This window comes from Priestia sp. MDV22-iso46, from assembly GCF_058629175.1.
Map to the genome: position 1 here is coordinate 2071682 of NZ_JBZVWT010000001.1, position 23977 is coordinate 2095658.

Genomic DNA, 23977 nt, shown 5'->3' on the forward strand with positions numbered 1-23977 from the left:
TTGATTATTAACATTTTAATTGGGGTTTTGATATTTGGATATGCCCTTTATCATATGACAAAATTCTTCCGCAAGAGTACTCAGGGAAAATGTGCAAGCTGCGCACAGCAATCTTCTTGTACAACGGATGATTGCGGTATTGACTGGGATAAAACGATTCAAGAGGCTCAAAATCAATCATCTTAATACATTAAAAAAGCATCCTGATAGATGGGATGCTTTTTTAATGTTACGCAACTAGTTTTAAAATGAGATGAGAAAGGACTTCCTTTTCCTCTTCACTGCTGACTTTCCATAACTCATGAAGGACTTTTTCTTCTCGGTTTCGAGGCTCCTCATTTTTGGCTAAATAGCTAGCCACTTTTTTTGTAGCGGCCGTTAATTGTTCCTCGCTTAACCCGAGCTTTTTACCGACATGAACTTTTTGACTCAAATAATCAGTAAACGTATCAAAGTTCTGCAAAATTGCTTCTTTTTTCTCCGTCCCTAAATTATCTGCCGTTTCTTCAATTTTATTCATGTCTTTTGTAGTTCCTTCATTCATTTGACTCACAGTTAACATCTCCTTTTTAGTGAATAGACTGGTATGTTCTTTCACGCTCAGCTTCTGGTTTTTCGTCTGGTGTCATTTTTTCTTTACTTATTTCAGAAGTTGCATCTTTCACTTTTTCACCAATTTGCTGTAAATCACTTTTAGCATCTTCTACCGTCGATTTTGCATCATGCGTAACGCTTTTCACATCTTCTGCTTGCTTAAAGAAATCTTCATTTACACGCTCGTACAAATGTTTAGCATCATTAATTGCATCTTTTAAAAGATTCGATGCGTTTTTCATTTGTTGCACCATTTTTTCTTTTGTTTCTTGAGGGTTCTCTTTTACTTGATTAATCATGTTTGCAGAAGAGTCCTTTAATGTAACGGCTCTTCTTTTAACAGATGAGCGAGTTTTATTATCAAGCAATGTTATACATCCACCCACAACTGCCCCAACAACAACACCTTTTACTAGCTTGCTGCTGCAGCTTTTTCCAGCGCTAACAGCAGTAGTGCTATTAGCTGTCTGTGGATTGTTATTGATTCCTACGTCGTTATTAATGCCTGCGCTGTTGCTTAAAGCAGGGTTTTGTAATTCAGATCGGCTTCTTTCCATTTTTACTGCCTCCTTTAGCATTGTTATTGAGTGATTTCCCATCTTTTTTTATATTTAAACAATTGAATTCCTTAAAAATAAAAAACATGACTAAAGGCCACCTTTTACACCTCACTAGTCAAGAATAACTATATAGTAAGAAAAGCTGAGCTTTTTAATGGGAAGATACAAGCCGGATTTTTGTAAAAGGATTGTCAGCACCGGTATAATAAGTAGTACTTTAAATTTTATACTATTGGTCATAGGGGTGAAGCAATTGAGCCAGCTTAATAAGGAATTTAACTGTGAAAAAGAATTAACGCTTGCTATTATCGGTGGAAAATGGAAGATGCTGATACTATGGCACTTAGGACGTGAAGGAACAAAACGGTTCGGGGAACTAAAATCGCTTATTCCTGATATTACGCCGCGCATGCTGGTTAACCAGCTGCGGGAACTGGAAGAAGATCTAATTGTTAACCGTAAAGTTTATCCTGTCGTACCACCTAAAGTCGAATACTCACTTACAAAAGAAGGAGAAAGTTTAATGCCCATTTTGACAGCCATGTATGATTGGGGTAAAAATTACCGGGATACAGTGCTGATCAATCAAGAACAAAAGGCGGAAACGTTAATTAAATGATGGAAACTACTCCTTCTATTCCATAGTTTTTATTTTTTTATGCGGATGATGTTACTCAATGTCATCCGTATTTTTAATGAAAATTAAGCGGTTACAAGACTGATATGTCCATTAGTATACTTCTGTATACTATCATTTCCCACACTATTTGTGGGAAAAGTGCGTACTTTTAAGAACCTCAAACTGCGGGTACAATAACTACACCAGCTGCTTTTTATGTAAAAAAGCACAAAAGGTATTTATAGATTTCTGTAAGGAGTGGAGTAGAATGGAATTACAATTAGCATTAGATCTTGTTAATATCTCTCAAGCAAAAGAGGTAGTAAAAGAAGTTGAAGAACATATTGATATCGTGGAAATCGGTACGCCCGTTGTAATCAATGAAGGGCTTCGCGCCGTTAAAGAAATTAAAGAAGCATTTCCTAATTTAAAAGTATTAGCTGACCTAAAAATTATGGATGCAGCTGGCTATGAAGTACAGCAAGCTTCTCAAGCTGGGGCAGACATCATTACCATCTTAGGTGTTGCTGAAGATATGTCAATCAAAGGTGCAGTTGAAGAAGCCAAAAAACAAGGTAAAAAAATTCTAGTCGATATGATTGGTGTAAAAGATATTAAAGGACGCGCAAAAGAGCTAGACGAATTTGGCGTTGACTATATCTGTGTACACACAGGATACGATCTTCAAGCAGTTGGCCAAAACTCTTTTGAAGATTTAGTAACAATCAAAAGCGTTGTAAAAAATGCAAAAACAGCCGTTGCTGGCGGCATTAAATTAGAATCTTTACCTGAAGTAGTAAAAGCACAGCCTGATCTTGTTATCGTTGGCGGAGGAATCACGAGCCAAGACGATAAAAAATCAGTTGCTTCTCAAATGAAAGAGCTTATTACAAATTAAGGAGCTTTCTATGCAGACGAGCGAACATTTAAAAACGGTTATGAATGAGCTTTTACAAACAACAGCTCTAATCGCTGACGATGAAGCTGAACAGCTTGTAAATGGCATCATCTCATCTAAAAAAGTGTTTGTCACAGGAGCAGGCCGTTCAGGCCTTATGGGCAAGTCGTTTGCTATGCGTATGATGCATATGGGCATTGATGCTTATGTCATTGGAGAAACCGTGACGTCCACTTTCACGCAGGATGATTTATTAATCATCGGATCAGGTTCTGGCGAGACGAAGAGCTTGATTCCTATCGCTCAAAAAGCAAAAGAACTTGGGGGAAAAGTTGGAGTAGTCACAATTTCTCCCGACTCCACGCTTGGCAAGCTGGCTGACTTTATCGTGAAGCTGCCCGGTGCTCCGAAGGATCAAGAACAAAGCAGTTATCAAACAGTGCAGCCTATGGCGTCACTGTTTGAACAAACGCTTCTTCTCTTTTACGATGCGCTGATTCTTCGCTTCATGGAGAAGAAAGAACTTGATACCCATACAATGTACGGAAAGCATGCAAATTTAGAATAAAAAAAGGTCTTGCCTAGGCAAGACCTTTTTGTTTTGAAACCTTATACTGAACATGCCGAAATGTTAACTTATCTCACATAGAAACTAAATGTACTTTATCATTATTTACTTTTTTCAAAAGCCCTATTCGAATTTTTGTGCATCTCCATAAAAGGGCTGCTCTGCAACTTTAATCGATTCTGTGGGGCATCCTTCGCACGCTTCCATCATCTCATCTTGCTGATGTTCAGGAACTTCTTTTGTTCCTTCGTTGTTATCTAACACGGCATAAGCAAGACCTTCTGAATCATAATCATAAAGATCTGGTGCGCTTCCTCCACATGCTCCGCAAGCAATACATGTTTCCTTATCTACTATCGTAAAAGCCATAAAAAAACCTCCTTTACCTTTTCACTTTCTCGTTCAGAAAGTTACGTTCAGTATAAGAAGGTTTTTTTAAATTTGTCCTAAATTATTTACTTGGATTCTCCGATATTCTCAAACATTTCATCTACATTTGGCTTTTTCTTAATTAATCCCGACTCTTTTAACCAGTCCACATTTGACTGCCATGATTCTTTCGTTTGACTGCCAAATCCGTGTTCAGACTTCATTTTCGGAAGTAAAATATTCAAACTTTTTGTTTCCACGTCTTTTTCAAGAGGAAAGTTTGACTTATCTTGGTTATCTAACAAAATTTGAAGTGAGTCTTTTGGATGCTTCTCTGTGTACTCATACCCTTTTGTCGCAGCACGCCAAAACGCTTTAATCGTATCAGAATCTTTTGCCCACGTTTGATCCCCAGTAACTGCCACTAGCTCATAATAAGATGGTACACCGTAATCTGAAGGATCAATGTCAACCGTTTTGTATCCTTTTTTATGAAGCAATGGTACTTCGTGGTTAATATACGCACCTATTACGGCATCTACTTTTTTACTAATCAGCGATGAATTCAACTCAAATCCTACGTCTACTAGTTTTACTTTATTAGGATCTCCTCCATCGCTTTTTACCATTTTCTTTAGAACAGACTCGCTTAATGGTGTTCCGCTGTAGCCTACTACTTTTCCTTCTAAATCTTTAGGACGCGTAATACCGCTATCCTTCAGCGCCACAACTCGGTTTAACGGAGACCTTACAATCGCTCCTACCGACTTTACCGGCACATCTTCATTTGCTCGTGCCATTGCTACATCAGGCTGATAGTAAAGGCCGAGCGTAACTTTCCCCGCAGCTGCTAAATTAAGCGAGTCTGTTGGATTAGCAGGAAACTGTACTTTTACATTCAGCCCTTCTTTTTTAAAATATCCTTTTTCTTGTGCAGCGTAAATGAAGCTGTGCACTGCATTTGGGTACCAATCAAGCATAATTGTAACGTCTTTTAATTTTTTACTGTCACCAGCTTTATTTTCCTTGTCTTGGCCGCAAGCAGCGAGCATCAAAACAAGCATCAGGCTTAACCCAATCGCAAACCATTTTTTCATTCTGTTTTCCTCCACTTTAATGAACGTTTTTCGAAACCTACTACAATAATAAAGAATAAAATACCAAGCGCGGATAAAATCACAATTGGTGCAAATACACCAGCTGCATCAAACTGTGTCATCATGCGACGACTGAAATATCCTAAGCCTGCTTGTGCACCTAACCATTCCCCAATGGCAGCACCTATTATACTAAAGGTAACCGCTACTTTGAGCCCTGAATAAAAATGAGGCAGTGCAGAAGGAATGTTCAACTTAAAGAAAATATCTTTTTTTGTTGCTCCCATCGTTAACATGAGTTCTTTTAACTCTTTGTTTGTGGAACGAAGCCCGTCGAATGTGCTAACCGTAATAGGAAAAAAAGTAATTAATACGGTCACAATCACTTTGCTCCAAATGGAGTAGCCAAACCAGAGAACAAATACAGGAGCAATGGCAATGGTCGGGATCATTTGCGACGCAATAATAAGCGGATAGAAAGCACGCTCAATAAGCGGACTCCAATTCATCCACACGGCCAGCAGAACCCCTAGCACAACGGATATAAGCAGCCCAATTACGACAATAGATAACGTAGCTGGCAAATGCTTAAACAATAAATCCATTCGCAAATCCCAAAGCTTTGTTAAAATACCGGTGGGCGTTGGTAAAATGAACGGATAGTTTACAATGCGTGCTCCAATTTCCCAAGCAGCCAGTAAAATGACTACTAATATCACTGAAGCTCCGTACTTTTTCATGTGTTCACCTTCGATCTAAGCTGTTCAATTAAATAATCTTTCACGTCAAGCACACGCTGTTGATTCAAATCTTTTTGCGTTCGAGGTCTGCTAAGCGGCACTTGAATCTCTTCAAGATGACTTACCGGCTTGTCTGAAAAGATAAAAATACGATCTGATAAAAAAAGCGCTTCGTTTACGTCATGAGTGATAAATAAGATGGTGTGTTTACGCTTTTGCCATTGTTCAAGCAGCCATTCCTGCATCGATAGACGCGTAATGGCATCAAGCGCACTGAAAGGCTCATCCAAAAGCAGCACGTTAGAACCGCTTAATACCGTTCGCAGAAAAGAAACACGCTGCTTCATCCCTCCGGATAAATCACTTGGAAAACGGTTTTCATACCCTTTTAACCCAAACTCTTCGAGCAGCTGAGATACTTGCCTATGAGCACTTGCCTTTGACACATTGTGAAGCTCAAGAGGCAGTGCTGCATTGTCTAGAATCGTGCGCCACGGAAGAAGCAAATCTTGCTGCGGCATGTAGCCTACTTTTCCAAGACGTTTTTCGTAAGACTGTCCGTTAATCATGATATCGCCTTCACTCTGCTGTTCAAGACCTGTAATGAGACGAAACAACGTACTTTTTCCAGATCCGCTTGCTCCAACGATACTTACAAACTCGCCTTCTTTCACGTCTAAATTTAATGATTTTAAAATCGCTTGATCACCGTTTTTGTACGTAAAACTTACGTTTTGAAAAGATAACACAGACTTATTCATAAATTGGCCACATCGCTTCGTTATAAGCCATATCCCAGAACATATACTCAAAACGCGTTGTGTTTAAGAAAATTTCTTCGAGCTTTTCTAACTCCGCTTCTGATTTGTCTTCAGTAAGTGAGTCAAATAAGTTGATACACCACGTCGCTAGTTCTCCAAATTCTTCTGAGCTGTACATTTCAATCCACTCACGATAAAACTCATTGTTAGCTCCAGGCTTTTCACTGAGTTCTTTTCCTATTTCCCAGTAGCTCCACATACAAGGCAAAAGAGCCGCCACTAATTCAGCCAATGTTCCGCTTTGACCAACGTGCAGCATATAGTGTGTGTATGCAAGCGTTGTAGGAGATGGCTGCGCTTTTTCTAATTCTTTTTCGCTGATTTCAAATTTCTTGGCATACTCACGGTGCAGGCTCATTTCTTCGTTTAATGTAGAATCTAAAAGTGCAGCAAATTTCCCCATCGTTTGAACATCGGTAGCTTTCATGGCTCCAATCGCAAATAATTTAGCATAATCAATTAAGTAAAGATAATCTTGAATCATATAAAAGCGAAACTTCTCCTTTTCAAGCGTTCCGTCTCCCATCCCCTCTACAAAGGGATGATTATGATTTTGGCGCCAAATCGGCTGCAGCTTTTCATATAATCGTTCACTAAATTTCATGATGATCACTCCTTATGCGTATGCAGCCACGTATAAATGAACTGCACCATCACTTTTGTATATTGAATAAGCTGATTGATATCTAATTGTTCGTTCACAGCATGTGCATTTGCTAAATTCCCAGGACCGTAAATAGCTGCTGGAATACCCGCATCAGCTAGCCAACCGCCATCTGTTACGCTAGTTGACACATCAATTGGAGGCTTTTTCCCTTCAATTTGTTCGTGAGTATGTGCAAGCAGCTGCACTCCTGCATGACCTTCATCAATTTCTAATGACGGAAAGATTTCTCCTCTGTCTTCAATCATTGATGTGCCTCCCCATTCAAAGGTTGGCAGATTATCTTTTAACCATGGATCTGCTTTTGCAATAGCTAAAATGTATTCTTCCACTTCTTTTGATACTTGGTCGTATGATTCATTAGGATAATAGTGAACGGTGATCCACAGCCTGCATTCATCTGCAATAAACGCAGCATGCCTTCCGCCTTCGATTACTGCTGGGTTAATCGTGTTTGTTCCTGGCAAAAATCCTGGATAGCTCTTTGTAACAGCCCAGTGGCGCTCCAATTCTTGTAGCCCTCCGATCACTTTTGCCATCTTTTCGATAGCGCTCGCAGCTAACAGCCCTCCTCCAGCATGAATCATGCTTCGGCGTGTACCGTCATGATAGGTTTTGCTGCTTTTTATCGTAATCCATCCTGTGATTACTCCGCCTTGACCTTGAATATGTAAATCACTCGTATCGGCTACAAGCGCAAAGTCAGCTGTATATCCTTTCTGACAGCATTGCAGCGTACCTGCTTCTCCCACTTCTTCTCCTACAACGGATTCAAAAATCAAGTCTCCCGGCAGTTCAATTTCTGCTTCCGTTAAAAGCTGCACTGCAAATAATGCTCCTGCCAAGCCGCCTTTCATATCAGCAACTCCGCGTCCGATTATCATATTGTCTTTTACCACAGCTTCAAACGGATTTGTCTCCCACTTTTCATTTTCTTGTACCTCAGCAACATCCATATGCCCGTTAATAATCAAGCTTTGATAGTCAGCTGATTTTTGTCCTTTTAACGTACCTACTACGATGGGATCGTTGGAATATAAGTCCCACATATCGATGGAAAAACCGCAGTTTTTAAGGAAATCCGCTACGTATAGCTGCGCTTCATGAGAATTTCGTGCAGGAGGCGCCGGCGTTTTATATGAAACAAGCGTTGTTAATAACTGGATTAGCTCCCCTTTGCGCTCCTCTACCTGTTTGACAAGCAAATCAATTGTTTCTTCCATGTATGACACCTTCCTTTATGCATAAAAAAACACTTCTTTCGCAGGAAAGAAGTGTTTTTGTTTATATACACAAAATTATTATAACGAGTTCGTAAGGAAATCCCATACAAAACATCCATTACAATACCTCTTTCCTACGCTAGTATTACCTAGTTCAGGTTATAAGGGTTAAGACTTCTCGTCTCTCTCAGCTTCGAAAGCACCCCTAGTGGTGTTGTATCTCTATGAAATTAAACTATTATCATATGTTTACCTTTAATAGTTTTATCATAGTAAAGCGGTTTATTCAATAGAAAGGTTCATGATTCAGCAATGAAAATAGTTTCCTTTTTAGTAAAATAAAAAGCACACACCTTTTTTAAGCAGTGTGTGCTCTTTACTTTTATAAGCTTACTAGTTAGCTATCGGCTTTTTTAAAAATACACGATTTTTCCATTTAGACAGTGACAAGCTCAAGTTTTCGCCCCGGTCTCACTAATGAAAGTAGCTCATGATCTTCCTCTATCACATACCCAATCACGTTAACATTAGCACTTGCAGGCAAATTCGTTTTAGCTATTTGAACCTCTCCTCTGTAGCGTCCGTAGCCATCATTGTCCATTGTAATTGCTCCGATTCTGCGTTCTACTGTACGAAATGGCGGCACTGGTTTTACAGATCGAGTATCAACCAACCGCAGAACGTCTCTTGATACATCCGGACGCACGCTGTACGTTCCCTCTATATGAAGTGAACGAATGCGCAGCGGAATAATGCGGTTTTCTTGATATCGAACTAAACGCTTTAATAAACTTGAACCGGCGTATGGATCTCCAATATAAACCTCCGTTACTCCGCATCCGTATAAATCTACTGCAGAGGTAAAAGGACATCTATTACGGTCTTTTTCTCTAGTAGGAAGACCTTGATAAACAGGGCCTCTTTTTTCACCTTCTCCAGGAATATAAGCGCAGACTGGGATACGAAGTTCATTAAATAAATCTGTCTGCTGGTGAAAAAACGTTTCTTCAAGTCCTGTTTCAGGCCGCGGATAAAAATTATGCCATGCAAGCAGCTGATGATGATGAAGGCCTGCAGATAACAGCGATTCTATTTCTTGTTTGGATAACGTACTTGCATTAACAGCAATATAAAATTCATTCGCAAGCGAAAGAGTTTCTTTTACACTAAAGCCATCGTCTAGTCTAATACCCGATACGCCAAGTGAAGATAGCGTCATAAGGCTTTCAATATCTAAATGAACCGGCGTATGCTTGGATACGTCTGCATACACGCTTATTCCACAATCTCTAGCCACATGAAGCAATTCTTTTGCCCGTTCAGCCAAATCTCCTTTTTCTTCTGGAATGTGAAGCGAAGTGAATGCGCGTGTAACTCCGCATTCACTCGCTTCTATTAATCTTTTTTTGGCATCACTATCATTTAAATAAAACGAAATACCGATCATTCAAACTCCCTCGCCATTTCATCGTTAAATCCAAAGAAATAGGTACAAATAAACCCTGCTGCATAAGCAATAACTAATCCAAGTAAATAAAGAAGAATTTGATGCACATGAACTAAAAACGTAAGCGGCAAACCGGATACCCCCACTGCTACAGTTGCAATATGGAAGTGCGCCTGAAACGCTCCTCCGATTCCGGCTCCAAGACAAGCGGTTAAAAATGGGCGCCCTAAAGGAAGCGTGACTCCAAAAATAAGCGGCTCTCCGATTCCCAGCAGACCTGAAGGAAGTGCCCCTCCAATTGCTCGCTTTAAACGTTTTTTCTTTGTTTTGATATAAATAGCAAAAGCTGCACCTACCTGACCGGCTCCGCCCATTGCTAGTATAGGAAGAAGCGGATCATCTCCAATTGAATTAATAAGCTCTAAATGAACAGGAGTAAGACCTTGATGCAGTCCTGTAATAACGAGCGGCAAAAACGTTGCTCCTAAAACAAAGCCTGCTACAACTCCTCCAACCTCTAGAACTCCTAAAAGACCTTTTGTGATTCCATCTGAAATTAAGCCTCCGATTGGCATGAATACTACATACGTAATAATGCCTGTAATTAACACCGTAACGGTTGGTGTAATAATAATATCCAGTGACTGAGGGACAAATTTACGTACTCGTTTTTCTACCACGGCCATAAAGATTGCTGCAAGCAACACGCCTATTAAGCCGCCACGCCCCGGCAAAAGAGCTTCACCAAAAAGTTTAATATCAGCTACGGCAGGATTAATGACTAAAATGCCTGCTAAGCCTCCTAGAGCCGGCGAACCACCAAATTCTTTTGCGGCATTAATACCTACTAAAATACCAAGATAGGCAAATAAACCGCTCCCGATAACGGTTAAAAGAATAGCAATCTGTGAATCTGCCGGAAGCCACTTCGCTTGAACAGCTGCTTTTGTCACTCCGGTGATAAGTCCGGATGCTACAAGAGCAGGTATTAACGGAATAAAAATACTCGCAATTCGGCGAAGCAAGAGCTTAAACGGAGTTGCATTTTTTTCTTTCAGCTCCGATTTCCGCTGAGCCGCACGATTTTCTAAATTAATACCGCCGGATTCATCAATTAACTTTCCAAATTCCTCTGTTACTTTGTTTACTTTTCCAGGACCAATAATGATTTGCAGCGTTTCTTCTTCAACTAATCCGAGCACGCCTTCAAGCTTTCGTATATCTGCTTTTTTTACAATTGAATCATCTTTTACAGTCACCCGCAGCCGAGTCATACAATGCGTATACGCTTCAATATTCGATGCTCCCCCAAGCATCTCCAAAATAACCTTTGCTAATTGATGATTATCTAAAGACATGTTAATCCCCCTTTGTATTTTCCTCTTAGATGGATACGGTACTGAGGAAACAGACCACAAAATCCCCTTTTTGTAATCGCTTTCTTTTTTTATTTCTTAGTTTTCAAAAACTGAATGGCATCTCTTGTTTTATCAATATACTCAATCGTCTGGTCATACTGCTGCGCTGCAATACTTAAAAATAACACATCAATCACATAAAGCTGGGCTAAACGAGACGATGTAGCCGCGCTTCGAAACGGCGCTTCTTGAGAACAAGACGTATACAAACAAATATCAGCTAAAGACGAAACGGTAGACTGTCCATACTTGGTTAAGCTAATCGTCTTTACTCCGCGATTTTTAGCTAAAGATAAGACGTTGCTTACTTCAGGAGTCTCCCCTGAAAAAGAAATACCCACAACTACATCGTCTTTACTTGCATTTGCGATGAGTGTAGCTGCTAGATGGCTATCTGCAAAAGCCGTAGCATTTTTATTAATTCGAAGAAATTTTTGCTGCGCATCTATAGCAATAATATGTGAAGCACCGATTCCAAAAAAATGAATATTTTTGGCTTCAATCAGTGCCAAAACAGCCCGCTCTGCTTCTTTATAATTCACAAGCTCGGCCGTATCACTTAGACTTTGAATGCTGTTGCTTGCCGTTTTTTTGACAATAGATTGAATCGTTTCATTTGTTTCAATATCGCGGTATCCTTGCTCCGTATCTCTAGCTAAATCTCCGGCTACTCTTACCTTTAATTCTTGAAACCCGCTAACCCCGATAGATTTACACAAACGAATAACAGCAGCACTGCTAGCATTCGCTAGTCTACCTAATTCCCCAGCCGTACTGTTTACCACAGTATGCGGATTATTTAAAATATATTCAGCAATTTTCCTCTCCGAATCAGGAAGCTTTGCCACCGTGTTTTTAATCATTGTTAATCCACCTGTTGACATCGTTTCTCTCCTTTATACGTAATGTTCAATCGCTTTTCTCACATAACCGCCCGCATCATTCAGTAACATTTTCGCGGTGTCGTAATTTTCATTTGTTTTGATCATAACCACTGCTGTTTTCACCTCATTATTTGCTTCTTCAAGCGTTTGATTTGCTTGTTCATAAGAAACACCTGTAATTTTACAAATAATACCTATCGCTCGTTCTTTAAGCTTTTCATTACTCACATGAACATCTATCATTAAGTTTTCATACGCTTTTCCTACTTTAATCATAGCCGCTGTAGAAATCATGTTGAGAATCATTTTATGAGCGCTTGCTGCTTTTAACCTTGTGGAACCTGTTAGCACTTCCGGACCTACTACTACCTCAATACTATGGTCCGCTTCTTTTCCAATAAGAGAATTACCATTTATTCATTACGTTTAAAATTTCTTTTTTACTAGTCGCATCTACCTTCATTGCCTACTCTTTTTGAGACTCTGTGGTTAACAATGTAAGCTGTTCATTCATCTTTTTAGCTCCTTTTTAATCTTGTAGTAAAGTTATGGTTATTATAATCTCTTTAAAATATAATTTCGATAATTTTCTTTCTTTTTAAAATTTCGTTTTAAAAAACAACATAAAAAAGTCACGAACCCGTGACTTTTCTAACAACATTCATAACTTATTTCTTGTTAGCGTTTTCATTTTAATCTCTAATAATTCCATTACTTGTTCCTATCAGTACTTCTTTACCTTGTTGATTTCGATACACTGATTTGATTTTCACTTTTTGAAAACCATCTGCTTTTTCTACTTCAGTTAATATGCATTCACAGGTAACTGTATCTCCCGCAAAAACTGGACGAAGAAATTCACTCACCATTTCTCTTGCAATGTAGTTTAAGTCTCCTCCTATTTTTGTCCCAATACTAGCAGTCATAAGTCCATGCACCATTAGCCGCCCTTTTTCGTCACGTTCTATATGATGTTTGCCCCGGTCTCCAGTCATCTCCGCAAACTGCATGATTTCTTCCTCTTGAAACGTTCTTTGCCACGTAAATGTATCTCCTGCTTTACATTCCATCTTATCCCTCCCCTTAAGATTATGACTTTACTTTTTAACTATATCACAAAAATGAACAGTCATTCATTTACACATCAAAAAAATAGCAGAATAAATATATCCTGCTATTTTTGACAAGTAGGACAGTAATAAAGCCTTCTAGAAGCAGCTTGCACTTTTAAGATAGGCGTGCCGTCAATTCGGCAAGCTTCTCCTTCACGGTTAAAAACCCAGTGGCGGTATTGAGAGCGCTTTTGGCCTTTCTTTTTTAACGTTTCAGCAAGCTTTACATCATTTGTAATGCCACCTGTTTCATAGGACTGTTTTACAAGAGAAATGGTTGCTTCAGCTGCCTTTTTAAGCTGTTCTTCCGTGCAGTCTACTGGACGAGCAGCAGGATTAATTCCCGCTACAAATAGGATTTCACTGCGCAAATAATTTCCAATCCCCGCTATAAAGCTTTGGTCTAGCAGCAGCGACGCCCATTTTCTGCGGTAAAATGGCTTAGAGTAAAAGCGATCTAAAAGCTCATCTGCCGTTACTTCTTCACTTAAAGTATCCGGACCTACTCTTGATACAAAAGGATGAGCAGAAACTTCTTCATCACGTAATACTTCAATATCAGAAGCGCTATAGAGCAGCGCTGATTTCTTTTCATTATGAATAGCAAGACGCAGCTGTCTGTTTGTAGATGGATAATTGTAAGACGAACGTACATACCATTTTCCATAAAGCTGATTATGTGAATAAATGGTATAGCCGTTGTCAAAACGAATAAGCATAGCCTTCCCTTTTGTATCTACCCTTTTAATACGAGCACCCGTTAATACTTCTTCATAATGCTGTAAAGATGGAAAAGCAAACCATATCTCTCTAACGGGAAGACTGATAATCGCTTTTTCCACTTCATCAGCTGCTCGTCTAATTTCTGGACCTTCTGGCATATAATGAAACTCCTTTCTTGCCTGACTTTCTTCATTTATTATTCCGGTTTTATTTCTGCTTTGCAAGAAAGAAGCGGTTGAACTCTTTTTTTCCTAAAAGAACCTTTAAATTATGCATGACGGTTACTCTTATAGTAAAATGTTGATACCTTTTTTTACTTTCTATAGTGCTTATCTTACTTCCTTTGACTTATACTAGTTGATAACCTTTTAGAAACTTGTTAATTATCTATATATGAGGAGTTTATTATGAACAATCAATCATTTTCTCCACTATCAGCCGCCGAGATGGCTGTTATTTGGAAGCAATATATGAACGATAAAGCAATTTCTTGTATGCTTAAACATTTTCTGTGGCATGTAGACGATTTAGATATTCAAAAAGCGATTCAAGGTACACTGCACATCACAACAAAAAACAGTGATGCGCTCACTGCTATCTTTTTAAAAGAAAATATGCCAATCCCGCTCGGTTTCGGCGAAGAAGACCTTGATGTTGAAGCTCCAAAATTATTTTCGGATTCTTTTTATTTGCTTTATTTGAAGCATATTTCAAATGTCCTTCTGCTATCAGCAACTACGGGTGTCGATGTTGCCGCAAGAAATGATGTACGATCTTTTTTTCGCAGCTTGCTATTAAAAGCAGAAAAGCTTAACCAAACGATTACAGATTTGCTGTTAGAAAAACAAATTTTTATAGAGCTTCCTCCTATTCCTATTGCAGATGCGTCTGATATGAACGATAAAGAACTCTTCTTGGGAAGCTATTTTGATGAAAAGCGGCCGTTAACCGTCATTGAAATTTCTCATATCGTGTCAAGCATACAGACGAACTTAATTGCAAAGGATTTAATTTTAGGGTTTGCTCAAACAGCTCCTTCTCAGGAAATTCAAGCTTTTTTGTTAAAAGGTAGAGAGCAGGTACAGCAGCACATTGAATCCCTGTTACAACCGCTAATGGTAGAAAACATACCGGTCACAATGAAGTGGGATTACGGAGTAGAAAAGTCTTCCGTTCCTCCATTTTCAGAAAAACTCATGATGTTTCACCTAGCCGCGATGATTACTGAAAATGTACGTGGATACGGGCTTGCGATGTCAACGAGCCCGCGTTTAGATCTCGCTTTAAACTATACAAACTTCACGAATGAAATTTTGGAATACGCCAAAGAAGTATCAAGAATAAGTATTGAACAAGGATGGCTAGAAGAGCCTCCTCATATTCCATTCCCAAAAATTCATTTGGAATAAAAATGAGATTGGGACATAACGAAATGAACCCAATCTAAAAACGAGCAATAGGAATATATGAGTTGGACTGCTTGTGAAACCTACGTTCACCATGATTACAAAACAACACGAACTATTCATCCATTTTTGATGGATAGTTCGTGTTTAACTTTAACTACACTACTTTTGTCACAGCCTCATTTTTTAGATTCTCTCCACAGTAAATAAAGAAAATACGGAGCGCCGATAATGCCAATGATTAATCCGGCCGGAATTTCAATCGGAGGAGCAATTCCTCTCCCAATTAAATCTGCTCCTAGTACAAACAAAGCGCCAAGCAAAGCAGCTATAGGAATCAATTTTTTGTGTCTCGGTCCCACTAACCGTTTGGCCACATGAGGAATAATAAGCCCTACAAAGCCAATGGTGCCAACAACCGATACAACCGCAGCCGTCATTGCCACCGCGCTTGCTAGCAATACTAAACGAATTAACTCTACTCTAGCCCCTAGTCCTCGAGCCACTTCATCACCTAAATGAATTAAATCTAATCGGGCAGCTAACAGCCAAATCAGCGGTACTAATATAACGACCCAGGGAAGTAAACCAATTAATTGATCCCATGTCCTTCCCCATAAGCTGCCGCTCAGCCAAATCAGTGCCGCATTTACGTTTGGATTTGCTTTTGAAATTAACAAGTGAATACCGGATGAACAAAAAGCGCTGACTGCTACACCTATTAATGCAAATCGAATAGGTTCTACTCCTTTTTTATAAGCAAGCAAATAGACGATGACAAAGACAAGCGATCCTCCTGCAAACGCAGCGGCGGATAAAACAGATGGGCTTGCTAAAGGCAGTAAAATAGTGACTGCAACAGCTGCTAATCCTGATCCGCTTGATAGACCTAATGTATCTGGACTAGCGAGCGGATTTCTCATAATGGACTGTACGACGACTCCGGACACAGCTAGGCCGACTCCTGTTAAAATAGCCAGCAAAATACGAGGTAGACGAAATTCTACTAAAATGGACGTCAAGTCAGGATCGCCAATACCAATAAAAGACGTAATAATGTCTAGAGGAGGTATGTTAATGTCTCCTAAGCTAAGGCTTATGACACTCAGCGCTATAATTAAGACAGAAAGAATGATAAACAGGCCGACAGACTTGAATCGAGATGGCTGCTTTTTTGTTTTATTGACAGTCTGCATATAACTCATGCCTTCCTTTCTGTTTTTTTGCGTCTCGCTAAGTAAATAAAGTACGGCGTTCCGAGCAATGCTGTTACTGCACCTACAGGAGTCTCATACGGGTATGTAATAAATCGTGATAATACGTCTGCTAATAGCAATAAAGATGCACCAAGCAGCGCGCTCATTGGCAAAACGACCCGGTAATCTACACCTATTAAATAGCGTACCATATGAGGAACAACAAGCCCTACAAAGCCAATGGGACCCGCAATTGCCACCGAAACACCTGCTAATACAATCACAACAACTGCAGTGAACGCTCTAATGGCAAAGACTCGCTGCCCGAGTCCTCTAGCTACGTCATCTCCTAAAGACAATAAAGAAGACGCTCTTCCCAGACCAAACGCAATAAGCAGGCCCGCGATGCTAAAAGGAACCAATACATGAACATGTCCCCAATCTCGCCCAATAACTGAACCGGTGAGCCAGAACATAACGCCTTCTGTTTTGCTTTCATTAAAAATCAGCAGTGTTTGCGTGAGAGACATAAGCATACCTTGTATAGCAACACCTGTTAAAGCAAGCTTTACATCACTGTCGCCTCCTTTAATCAACGAACTCATGACATAAACAATAACAGCAGCAAATGCGCCTCCTAAAAATGCACCGAATACCCCGCCAATCATGCTTACACTAGGCACTAAAACCGTTAAAAATACCATTGCCGCTGATGCGCCGGCATTAATACCAAAAATACCAGGAGAAGCTAATGGATTTCTAGTTAATGCTTGCATCAACGCTCCAGCGACAGCCAAATTAGCGCCAACAAATGTGGTTACCAGTAAGCGAGGCAGACGGACACTTTGAATAATAGACTGTTCTTTTGATCCGTCAAAATTTAGTATAGCTTGCTTAATCGTTCCAAAAGAAATATGTATAGAACCGATGGAAATAGATAAAAACATTGAAATCAGTAAAAGAATAATAACCGCAAGAAAAATAGCTATTATACGAAGCGGAGATTTGTTTCTTTTGGATAAGCCGTGAACAGCTTTCATAGTAGACTGCGCCTCCTTTCATTTGAAAGTTCAATAAAAAGAAAAGAACAATCCCGCTGGATTGTTCTTTTCTTCGTTATTATTTGCCTTCAAATAATAACTTTTCTGCTTCATCTGCAATACCATTTGCACCTTGTACACTTCGGCGAAGAGACCATTTAAATACATCAACTTCATACACTTGATTATTTTTAACCGCTTTTAGCTCTTTCCATAATGGCTGTTTTGCTAAAGGCGTATGACCTTTTTCATTTCGCATAACAATGAGTTTGTCCGGATCTGCTTTTACGAGCTGTTCCATTGTCATTTTTACACTGTACTCTTTTGTAGGATCTGTTAATGCATTTTTGAAGCCTAATTGCTCAAGAACACCCGTTGTAAAGAAATTTGAAGTTCTAGCATTAATATTACCATTTGCATCAGCGATAACAAGTACATTGCCCGGATTTTTTGGTGCTTTTGCTTTTAAATCCTTCATTTTTTGCTTATGCTCTTCTACCACTTTTTCAACTTTTGCTTTCTTGCCAACCGCTTCTCCTACTTTTAACTCTGTATTTAGTAAATCATCGTAATTAGCATTTAAGTTTTTTAACTCAATCGTTGGCGCAATTTTCGATAATTCTTTGTATACATTTTTATGACGTTCTGAATCGGCGATAATCAAATCGGGCTTCAGCAGTTTAATCGATTCCAAGCTTGGCTGCGCTCGCGTGCCAACTGATTTGTATCCTTTGATTTCTTTTAGTACATCTTTATCAATAAGCTGTTCTGCTTTATCATCATCAGCTACTCCTACAGGTTTGATACCAGCATCTAACAATGCATCAATAAAGCCTAACTCTAATACGACTACTCGCTTTGGATTCTCTTTTACCTTTGTCTCTCCAAGCTCATGCTTGACCACTCTTGTTTTTTCACTTTTTTCATCAGCTGAATTTTCCTTATTCGTGCTGCTGCAGCCGATAAGCATTCCGATTGCCAGCATTGTAATAAAAGCCAGCAGTCCTATTTTTTTCTTATTCAAATGTCATTCCTCCTGCTTGTATCTTTATGTAGATAATCGACTCTTGAAACTGATAATCGTTATCATTATATCAGTTTTATCTATTTAAACAAGCTGATTCGTTATTTTTTAATTAAAAAAATTATATCTATTCTACAAAAAAAGAGATTGAGACATAGCTACATCATTCCAATCTAAAGACGAACAAATGGGATATATGAGCTGAACTGCTTGAGACACCGCTAGAAGCAACTCAATATATGAAACCTACGTTCACCCTACCCATGAAAAAAACCGAACGATTCATCGTTCGGATCTTCCTTCAACTAAACTATTTTTCTCCCAGCCTCTTTTTAGCAGACTTTCTATGAATATGGTGTAATAGGCGGCAGTTCACTGCTAAGACACCATTTACCTATGTCACGCAGCTTATAAGCAATAGGATCGTGTAAGCTAATTGTCCGGGCGTTGCGCCAGTATCGATCAAATTTATACTGATCAGACGTGGCTCTCGCTCCCATCCCATCAAATATAGTAGAAGTAATATGTAAGACCGTTTTGACAGTAAATGTTTTGGCCAACGCAATCGCAACTCCGGACTCGCCCCGCTGCTGTTTCGTTAGTGCATCTTCTTTTTTCCATGCATGATCAAATTCTGCAACAGCTTTTTCTATAAGTGCTGAACAAGCATGAAGATTTAAACTCATTTCACCGTATTGCTGAATAATGTAAGGATCTTGCTCCGCTGCTTCAACATCCGAACTTATCCACGGCTTTGTATGAGCCTTCACATAAGCTTTTGATTCCTCCAAAGCTCCTTGAGCAATACCGTACAATAAGTGAGTGAGCATAAGCTGAGCCAAATGCGTTCGTACCGTAGGAAAAACCTTTTGCTCTTCGGCTGCTTTATACAATATTTCTTCTTCATAAACGATAACATCTTCAAACTTTACACTTCCGCTATCCGTTTGGCGCTGTCCAAATCCGTCCCAATTATCTTCAGTAACGATTCCGGCTCTATGAGTAGGAAGTACACATAGCAATACCTCATCGCTTCCTTCTTCTTGAGCCGACACTAACAAACGGTCTGAATCCGTTGCCCCGGAACAAAAACTCTTGCTTCCGCTGAGCATTAATCGTCCATTTTCTCGAACTGCTTTTAGTCCTGAATCTCTAGGATTAAAGGCATTGCCCCAAAATAGCTGCTGAGAGGCTGTTTCTTTGTAAAAAGTTTTGTACTGCTTAGTACTTCCAAACAGAAACGTTGAACAAACCGTCAAATAATGATACCCCAACAAGTGTGCAAGTGAACTATCTGCTTTCGCAATGATATTCACGACTTTAAAAACAATCGGCCAGCCGGCTCCATAACCTCCGTATTCCTTAGGAATTGGGAGGGCTAAAAGACCGCTTTTTCTAAGCAGATTACGCTCATGTAGAGGCGTTCCACCTTCTCTATCTCTTTTTACAGCAGTTTTGGAAAACTCTTTAGCCAACTGGTTAGCCAATTCAAGGATCTTCTCTTGAGACGCTGCAATCGTTTGGGTGTTGTTCATGATTACCCTCCTTTCTCACCTTTTAGCGGGTGCTTTATCATTCACTTTCACTTCACCAAATGGACTGATAAATGTGCGCTCGTTCTCATCGTGCTTACACTTAACTGGAAGCCTTGGAAACAAAAGCTCTGCTGTTCGATATGCTTCTTCTAAATGAGGATATCCAGATAAAATAAATGTTTCGATACCTAACTCTGCATATTCTTTGATTCGTTGTGCCACCGTATCAGCATCTCCTACTAAAGCAGTCCCTGCTCCTCCTCGAACTAACCCTACACCAGCCCATAGGTTAGGACTTACCTCTAAGTTTGAACGGTCACCTTGATGCAAGGCGCTCATACGTTTTTGACCTTCTGAATCCATTCGAGAAAATACTTTTTGGGCTGATTTAACAGCTTCTTCATCTACATGTTGAATCAGTTCATCTGCAGCTTTCCAGGCTTCTTCTTCAGTTTCACGAACAATGACATGAAGCCTGATGCCAAATCGAATTTCTCTTCCTGTCTGCTTTGCTTTTTCTTTCATTCGTTCAATTTTTTCTTTGACTTGTGCAGGAGGCTCTCCCCAAGTCAAATAGACGTCTATATGCCTTGAAGCAACGTCCATCGCTACAGGAGAAGAACCTCCAAAATAAAGGGGAGGATACGGTTTTTGGATCGGCGGATAAAGCACGTCGCCACCTTTAACACTCAAGTAGTCTCCGTCGAAGTGAACATCGGATTCATTTAATACCCTTCTCCATATTGTCAAAAATTCATCTGTCAGCTCATAGCGATCGTGATGGTTTAAAAACACTCCGTCTCCTTCTAACTCAACGGGATCTCCTCCTGCTACGACATTAATAAGGAGCCTTCCTTTAGAAAAGCGGTCAAACGTTGCAGCCATTCTTGCGGCTTGTGTAGGCGACATTAAACCCGGGCGTACCGCTACTAAAAACTTCAGATTTTCAGTGACTGGCACTAAAGTAGAGGCAGCAATCCATGCATCTTCACATGATTTTCCCGTCGGAAGCAAAACTCCGCTATAGCCTAGCTCATCCGCAGCTTGTGCAACTTGTTTGCAATAAGAATAGCTTGCAGCCCTGGCTCCCTCATGGCTTCCTAAATAACGTCCATCTCCATACGTTGGAATAAACCAAAATAACTCCACTTGTATTCGCCCCTTTTTAAAGCTACATAAAAAAACTCCGTTATTACAAATAAACTGCAATAAGGAGCCTCAGTTGTCTGATAGCTTCATTTTTTACTATTTTTAAATCAAGCATATGGATTAGGTATAGGGTACTGCTGATTCAACACCCAGTTCCCAACCGTTCGAAGCTTGTATTCAGCTGGATTATGAAGAGTATGAGTTCTTACATTACGCCAGAATCGGTCGTATCCGTATTCAGCATGAACCGAACGCGCTCCCATAACTTCAAATATCTTACTTGTGATATCCAGTGCAGCATTACCAGCAAAAACATTGGCAGCCGCTACGTGAACTGCTAGGTTTCCACGTTCTTCTTCCGTTAATTTTTTGCCTTTTTCCCACGCTTCATCCAATATGAGAGCTGCTTCATCTGCAAGTGCACTGGCTGCTTTTGCTTGAATCCAGAGTTCACCGTATTTTCGCAGTATACCTGGATCATCAGAAGCTTTTTCTACTCCTGATGTTAACCAAGGCCTTGTTTTAGAAGCCGTGTAGTTTTGTGCTTCTTCAATTGCTCCAAAAGCGCTTCCTATAAAGACATTCGTTAAAATAATTTGCGACAGCGAGGCTCCAATAGTTGAAAAAGGAGTAGGATTTTCAACAAAATCTCGAATCACTTCATGTTCTTCTATTCGTACATTTTTAAAATCTACATTTCCACTTCCCGTCTGTCTTTGTCCCATCGCATTCCAATCATCTTTGACGGTAATGCCTGTTCTGTCAGTAGGCACGACGCCGTTTAAATATTGCCCTGTTTCTCTGTCATTAAATGATAGCCATAAGTACTGAGAATCAGGTGAACCAGAACCGAACGCTTTCGTTCCATTTAACAGATAACCTTGTAATTGCTTGTCACCTTTTAGGCTTTCTACTAAAGGATTAGAGGCATTTCCCCAAAAAGCTTGCTGCTGAACAGATAAAGGATAAAAATAGGCCTGCTGTTCTTCTGTGCCTTTGATTCGAATATCTGAGACAAACAAGGAGTGATAGCCGTATAGATGACCCAATGCTGCATCGCCTTTCGCCAACTCTCGAACAATAGCTAAAGCCGTTGACCATCTCCCGCCTTCTCCGCCATATTTTTGAGGAATTAATAAATTTAACAGCCCACTTTGGCGAATAGCATCTTTTTGCTGTTTAGGTGTTCCGCCTTCTTTATCTCTCTGTGCTGCATCCTTTGCAAAAAAAACGGACAGCTTTTTTGCTTGATCAAGATAAATTTCTTCCTTTACAGTTGTTGCAGTCATGTTAAACTCTCCTTTTGGCTCGTCTTTCGATACTGAGCGCCATAGTGTTCATCAGGCAAGAAATGTGATTTTTTAAATAGCTTTTCTCTATAAGTTCCTTCACTGTAATCTGTTTTGAATAAATCTCTTTCCTGCAAAACAGGAATCACTAAATCAATAAAATCAGCAAACGTTCCCGGCGTGGTCACATAAGCCATATTAAATCCATCCATGCCTGTATCGTCTATCCACTCTTCCATAAAATCAGCTACTTGTTCCGGACTTCCCACAGTAACCGGTCCCATTCCTCCGATACTGACAAATTTCACTACTTCTTCTACCGTCCACTTTCTATCGGGATCACTTATTGTAAATTTCTCTAAAGCGGAACGAACTGAATTCGTCGCAATAAATTCAATAGGCTGTTCTGGTTCATAGGCAGAAACATCGATTCCCGTCCAGCCGCTAAACAGCGTAGCTGCTCCTTCGAAATTGACATAGCTCTCAAACTGAGCAAGCTTCTCCTCAGCCTCTTTTTCAGTTCGTCCAACAATTGGTGTAAATAAATTAAAAATTAATATGCTCTGTGGGTCTCTGCCTTCTGCAGCGATTTGAGCGCGCATTTTTTTCACATAATCTGCGGCTACTTTTTTAGTAGGAAAACTTGTAAAGATACACTCAGCATGTTTGGCGGCAAATGCTCTTCCTGGGGCAGAAGCCCCTGCTTGAAATAAAACTGGAGTTCGCTGCGGGGAAGGTTCTGATAAATGTACACCAGGAACACTAAACCACTTTCCTTTATGATTAATCGGATGAACCCGGTCTGGAAGTGTAAAGATCCCTTTTTCTTTATCTTTTACAACAGCTCCTTCCTCCCAACTTCCTTCCCATAATTTATAGCAAACTTCTAAAAATTCATCGGCAATATCATAGCGGGTTGCATGCGTAAAATGTTCTTCTAATCCTAGATTAATTGACCCGCTTTCAAGATATGAAGTCACAATATTCCATGCAATACGTCCATTTGTTAAATGGTCCAACGTCGAAAATTTTCGCGCAAACGCATAAGGCTTCTCATAAGTAGTAGACACCGTTACCCCAAACCCTAAATGCTTTGTGGCATAGGCCATAGCGGAAATAAGCGCAGTTGGTTCATTCACTGGAAGCTGAGCAGCTTGCTTAAGAGCTCCTTCGTTACTTTTCCTGTAAACGTCATAAACACCTAATACATCGGCTAAAAACAAACCGTCAAACTTTCCTTTTTCCAATAGCTTAGCTAACTTCACCCAGTAATCTAACGTTTTATATTCGGCCGCCTGATCACTTGGGTACGTCCACAAACCAGGTGTCTGATGTACAACACAATTCATATCAAACGCATTTAAATAAATATGTTTCCCCATAGAAACCTCCAAAACTAATTAAATACATAAATTAACTAAGAATTAAATCTGTTTGGAAGTAATCTTAAAACATATTCTTCCAGAGTGTCAATGAAACTTCTCTCTTTATAATGAAAAATAAATGAAGCCATTACTAATGCTGAATTAGGATTTCTTCAAAGGTTATTGACTTATGATTCTAATAACTGTAAATTAACTAACTATACCAATAAATTTAGT

General features: G+C 39.7%; 25 protein-coding genes, 1 pseudogene and 1 riboswitch. Of the genes and pseudogenes, 5 read left to right on the top strand and 21 right to left on the bottom strand.

Annotated elements, in window-relative coordinates; genetic code table 11:
- The gene (locus tag AC4NPH_RS10510; RefSeq protein ID WP_013055603.1) at positions 1 to 186 is read left to right on the top strand and encodes a FeoB-associated Cys-rich membrane protein; all 186 of its coding nucleotides are present in this window, start codon (positions 1 to 3) and stop codon (positions 184 to 186) included.
- 43 nt (positions 187 to 229) lie between these two features.
- Here the strand turns inward: AC4NPH_RS10510 and AC4NPH_RS10515 are convergent, their stop codons facing one another.
- Both AC4NPH_RS10515 and AC4NPH_RS10520 read right to left on the bottom strand, forming a co-directional pair.
- Positions 230 to 553 carry a DUF3243 domain-containing protein gene (locus AC4NPH_RS10515; RefSeq protein ID WP_013055602.1) on the bottom strand — a complete coding sequence of 108 codons (324 nt, stop codon included), beginning with the start codon at positions 551 to 553 and terminating at the stop codon, positions 230 to 232.
- 16 nt (positions 554 to 569) lie between these two features.
- Positions 570 to 1151 carry a hypothetical protein gene (locus tag AC4NPH_RS10520; RefSeq protein ID WP_013055601.1) on the bottom strand — a complete coding sequence of 194 codons (582 nt, stop codon included), beginning with the start codon at positions 1149 to 1151 and terminating at the stop codon, positions 570 to 572.
- Between the two features lie 256 nt (positions 1152 to 1407).
- Between AC4NPH_RS10520 and hxlR the strand changes: the two genes are divergently transcribed.
- From hxlR to hxlB, 3 genes are all read left to right on the top strand, one after another.
- Entirely contained in the window at positions 1408 to 1773 is a 366-nt protein-coding gene (hxlR, locus tag AC4NPH_RS10525) for a transcriptional activator HxlR (protein WP_013055600.1), read from the top strand.
- Between the two features lie 268 nt (positions 1774 to 2041).
- A complete protein-coding gene (gene hxlA, locus AC4NPH_RS10530) occupies positions 2042 to 2671 on the top strand; it encodes a 3-hexulose-6-phosphate synthase (RefSeq protein WP_013055599.1) in 630 nt (209 codons plus the stop codon).
- A gap of 10 nt (positions 2672 to 2681) precedes the next feature.
- Positions 2682 to 3239, top strand: coding sequence for a 6-phospho-3-hexuloisomerase (hxlB, locus tag AC4NPH_RS10535; protein ID WP_013055598.1), 558 nt, complete (start codon positions 2682 to 2684; stop codon positions 3237 to 3239).
- Positions 3240 to 3362: 123 nt separating this feature from the next.
- Here hxlB and AC4NPH_RS10540 read toward each other — a convergent pair whose 3' ends face one another.
- From AC4NPH_RS10540 to nei, 12 genes and pseudogenes are all read right to left on the bottom strand, one after another.
- Positions 3363 to 3608, bottom strand: a complete 246-nt coding sequence (locus AC4NPH_RS10540) for a ferredoxin (protein ID WP_097813357.1) — start codon at positions 3606 to 3608, stop codon at positions 3363 to 3365.
- Between the two features lie 86 nt (positions 3609 to 3694).
- Positions 3695 to 4705: an ABC transporter substrate-binding protein gene (locus AC4NPH_RS10545; RefSeq protein ID WP_013055596.1), complete on the bottom strand. Its 1011-nt coding sequence runs from the start codon at positions 4703 to 4705 to the stop codon at positions 3695 to 3697.
- Positions 4702 to 5445: an ABC transporter permease gene (locus AC4NPH_RS10550; protein ID WP_013055595.1), complete on the bottom strand. Its 744-nt coding sequence runs from the start codon at positions 5443 to 5445 to the stop codon at positions 4702 to 4704. Before AC4NPH_RS10550 ends, AC4NPH_RS10545 begins: the two co-directional genes overlap by 4 nt.
- The gene (locus AC4NPH_RS10555) at positions 5442 to 6206 is read right to left on the bottom strand and encodes an ABC transporter ATP-binding protein (protein ID WP_013055594.1); all 765 of its coding nucleotides are present in this window, start codon (positions 6204 to 6206) and stop codon (positions 5442 to 5444) included. Before AC4NPH_RS10555 ends, AC4NPH_RS10550 begins: the two co-directional genes overlap by 4 nt.
- On the bottom strand, positions 6199 to 6870 hold the full coding sequence (tenA, locus tag AC4NPH_RS10560; RefSeq protein WP_013055593.1) for a thiaminase II: 672 nt from the start codon (positions 6868 to 6870) through the stop codon (positions 6199 to 6201). The genes AC4NPH_RS10555 and tenA overlap by 8 nt, the downstream gene beginning before the upstream one ends.
- Positions 6871 to 6875: 5 nt before the next feature.
- On the bottom strand, positions 6876 to 8153 hold the full coding sequence (locus AC4NPH_RS10565; protein WP_097813358.1) for an acetylornithine deacetylase: 1278 nt from the start codon (positions 8151 to 8153) through the stop codon (positions 6876 to 6878).
- Between the two features lie 114 nt (positions 8154 to 8267).
- A riboswitch (TPP riboswitch) is annotated at positions 8268 to 8370 on the bottom strand.
- Between the two features lie 219 nt (positions 8371 to 8589).
- The gene (locus AC4NPH_RS10570) at positions 8590 to 9600 is read right to left on the bottom strand and encodes a MupG family TIM beta-alpha barrel fold protein (RefSeq protein WP_491938715.1); all 1011 of its coding nucleotides are present in this window, start codon (positions 9598 to 9600) and stop codon (positions 8590 to 8592) included.
- Entirely contained in the window at positions 9597 to 10958 is a 1362-nt protein-coding gene (locus AC4NPH_RS10575) for a PTS transporter subunit EIIC (RefSeq protein WP_429582366.1), read from the bottom strand. Before AC4NPH_RS10575 ends, AC4NPH_RS10570 begins: the two co-directional genes overlap by 4 nt.
- An 89-nt stretch (positions 10959 to 11047) precedes the next feature.
- Positions 11048 to 11902 carry a MurR/RpiR family transcriptional regulator gene (locus AC4NPH_RS10580; protein ID WP_029324857.1) on the bottom strand — a complete coding sequence of 285 codons (855 nt, stop codon included), beginning with the start codon at positions 11900 to 11902 and terminating at the stop codon, positions 11048 to 11050.
- 12 nt (positions 11903 to 11914) lie between these two features.
- A pseudogene (locus AC4NPH_RS10585) lies at positions 11915 to 12316 on the bottom strand (N-acetylmuramic acid 6-phosphate etherase); the annotation flags it as partial.
- Positions 12317 to 12594: 278 nt separating this feature from the next.
- Entirely contained in the window at positions 12595 to 12972 is a 378-nt protein-coding gene (locus AC4NPH_RS10590) for an FAS1-like dehydratase domain-containing protein (RefSeq protein WP_013055587.1), read from the bottom strand.
- 104 nt (positions 12973 to 13076) lie between these two features.
- Positions 13077 to 13895 (bottom strand): endonuclease VIII, encoded by an 819-nt coding sequence (gene nei / locus AC4NPH_RS10595; protein ID WP_013055586.1) that lies wholly within the window; start codon positions 13893 to 13895, stop codon positions 13077 to 13079.
- A 249-nt stretch (positions 13896 to 14144) separates the two neighbouring features.
- Between nei and AC4NPH_RS10600 the strand changes: the two genes are divergently transcribed.
- Entirely contained in the window at positions 14145 to 15146 is a 1002-nt protein-coding gene (locus tag AC4NPH_RS10600; protein WP_097813360.1) for a DUF3231 family protein, read from the top strand.
- A gap of 176 nt (positions 15147 to 15322) precedes the next feature.
- Here the strand turns inward: AC4NPH_RS10600 and AC4NPH_RS10605 are convergent, their stop codons facing one another.
- The 7 genes from AC4NPH_RS10605 to AC4NPH_RS10635 all read right to left on the bottom strand — a co-directional run bounded on the left by AC4NPH_RS10605 (position 15323) and on the right by AC4NPH_RS10635 (position 23758).
- Positions 15323 to 16339: a FecCD family ABC transporter permease gene (locus AC4NPH_RS10605; RefSeq protein WP_013055584.1), complete on the bottom strand. Its 1017-nt coding sequence runs from the start codon at positions 16337 to 16339 to the stop codon at positions 15323 to 15325.
- 5 nt (positions 16340 to 16344) lie between these two features.
- Positions 16345 to 17379: a FecCD family ABC transporter permease gene (locus tag AC4NPH_RS10610; protein ID WP_013055583.1), complete on the bottom strand. Its 1035-nt coding sequence runs from the start codon at positions 17377 to 17379 to the stop codon at positions 16345 to 16347.
- A 79-nt stretch (positions 17380 to 17458) separates the two neighbouring features.
- Positions 17459 to 18403: an ABC transporter substrate-binding protein gene (locus AC4NPH_RS10615; RefSeq protein ID WP_013055582.1), complete on the bottom strand. Its 945-nt coding sequence runs from the start codon at positions 18401 to 18403 to the stop codon at positions 17459 to 17461.
- A 344-nt stretch (positions 18404 to 18747) separates the two neighbouring features.
- Positions 18748 to 19938 (bottom strand): acyl-CoA dehydrogenase family protein, encoded by a 1191-nt coding sequence (locus AC4NPH_RS10620; RefSeq protein ID WP_013055581.1) that lies wholly within the window; start codon positions 19936 to 19938, stop codon positions 18748 to 18750.
- A 15-nt stretch (positions 19939 to 19953) separates the two neighbouring features.
- Positions 19954 to 21087, bottom strand: a complete 1134-nt coding sequence (ssuD, locus tag AC4NPH_RS10625) for an FMNH2-dependent alkanesulfonate monooxygenase (RefSeq protein ID WP_013055580.1) — start codon at positions 21085 to 21087, stop codon at positions 19954 to 19956.
- Between the two features lie 107 nt (positions 21088 to 21194).
- A complete protein-coding gene (locus tag AC4NPH_RS10630; RefSeq protein WP_013055579.1) occupies positions 21195 to 22376 on the bottom strand; it encodes an acyl-CoA dehydrogenase family protein in 1182 nt (393 codons plus the stop codon).
- On the bottom strand, positions 22373 to 23758 hold the full coding sequence (locus tag AC4NPH_RS10635) for an LLM class flavin-dependent oxidoreductase (RefSeq protein WP_029324850.1): 1386 nt from the start codon (positions 23756 to 23758) through the stop codon (positions 22373 to 22375). Before AC4NPH_RS10635 ends, AC4NPH_RS10630 begins: the two co-directional genes overlap by 4 nt.
- Positions 23759 to 23977 lie beyond the last annotated feature (219 nt).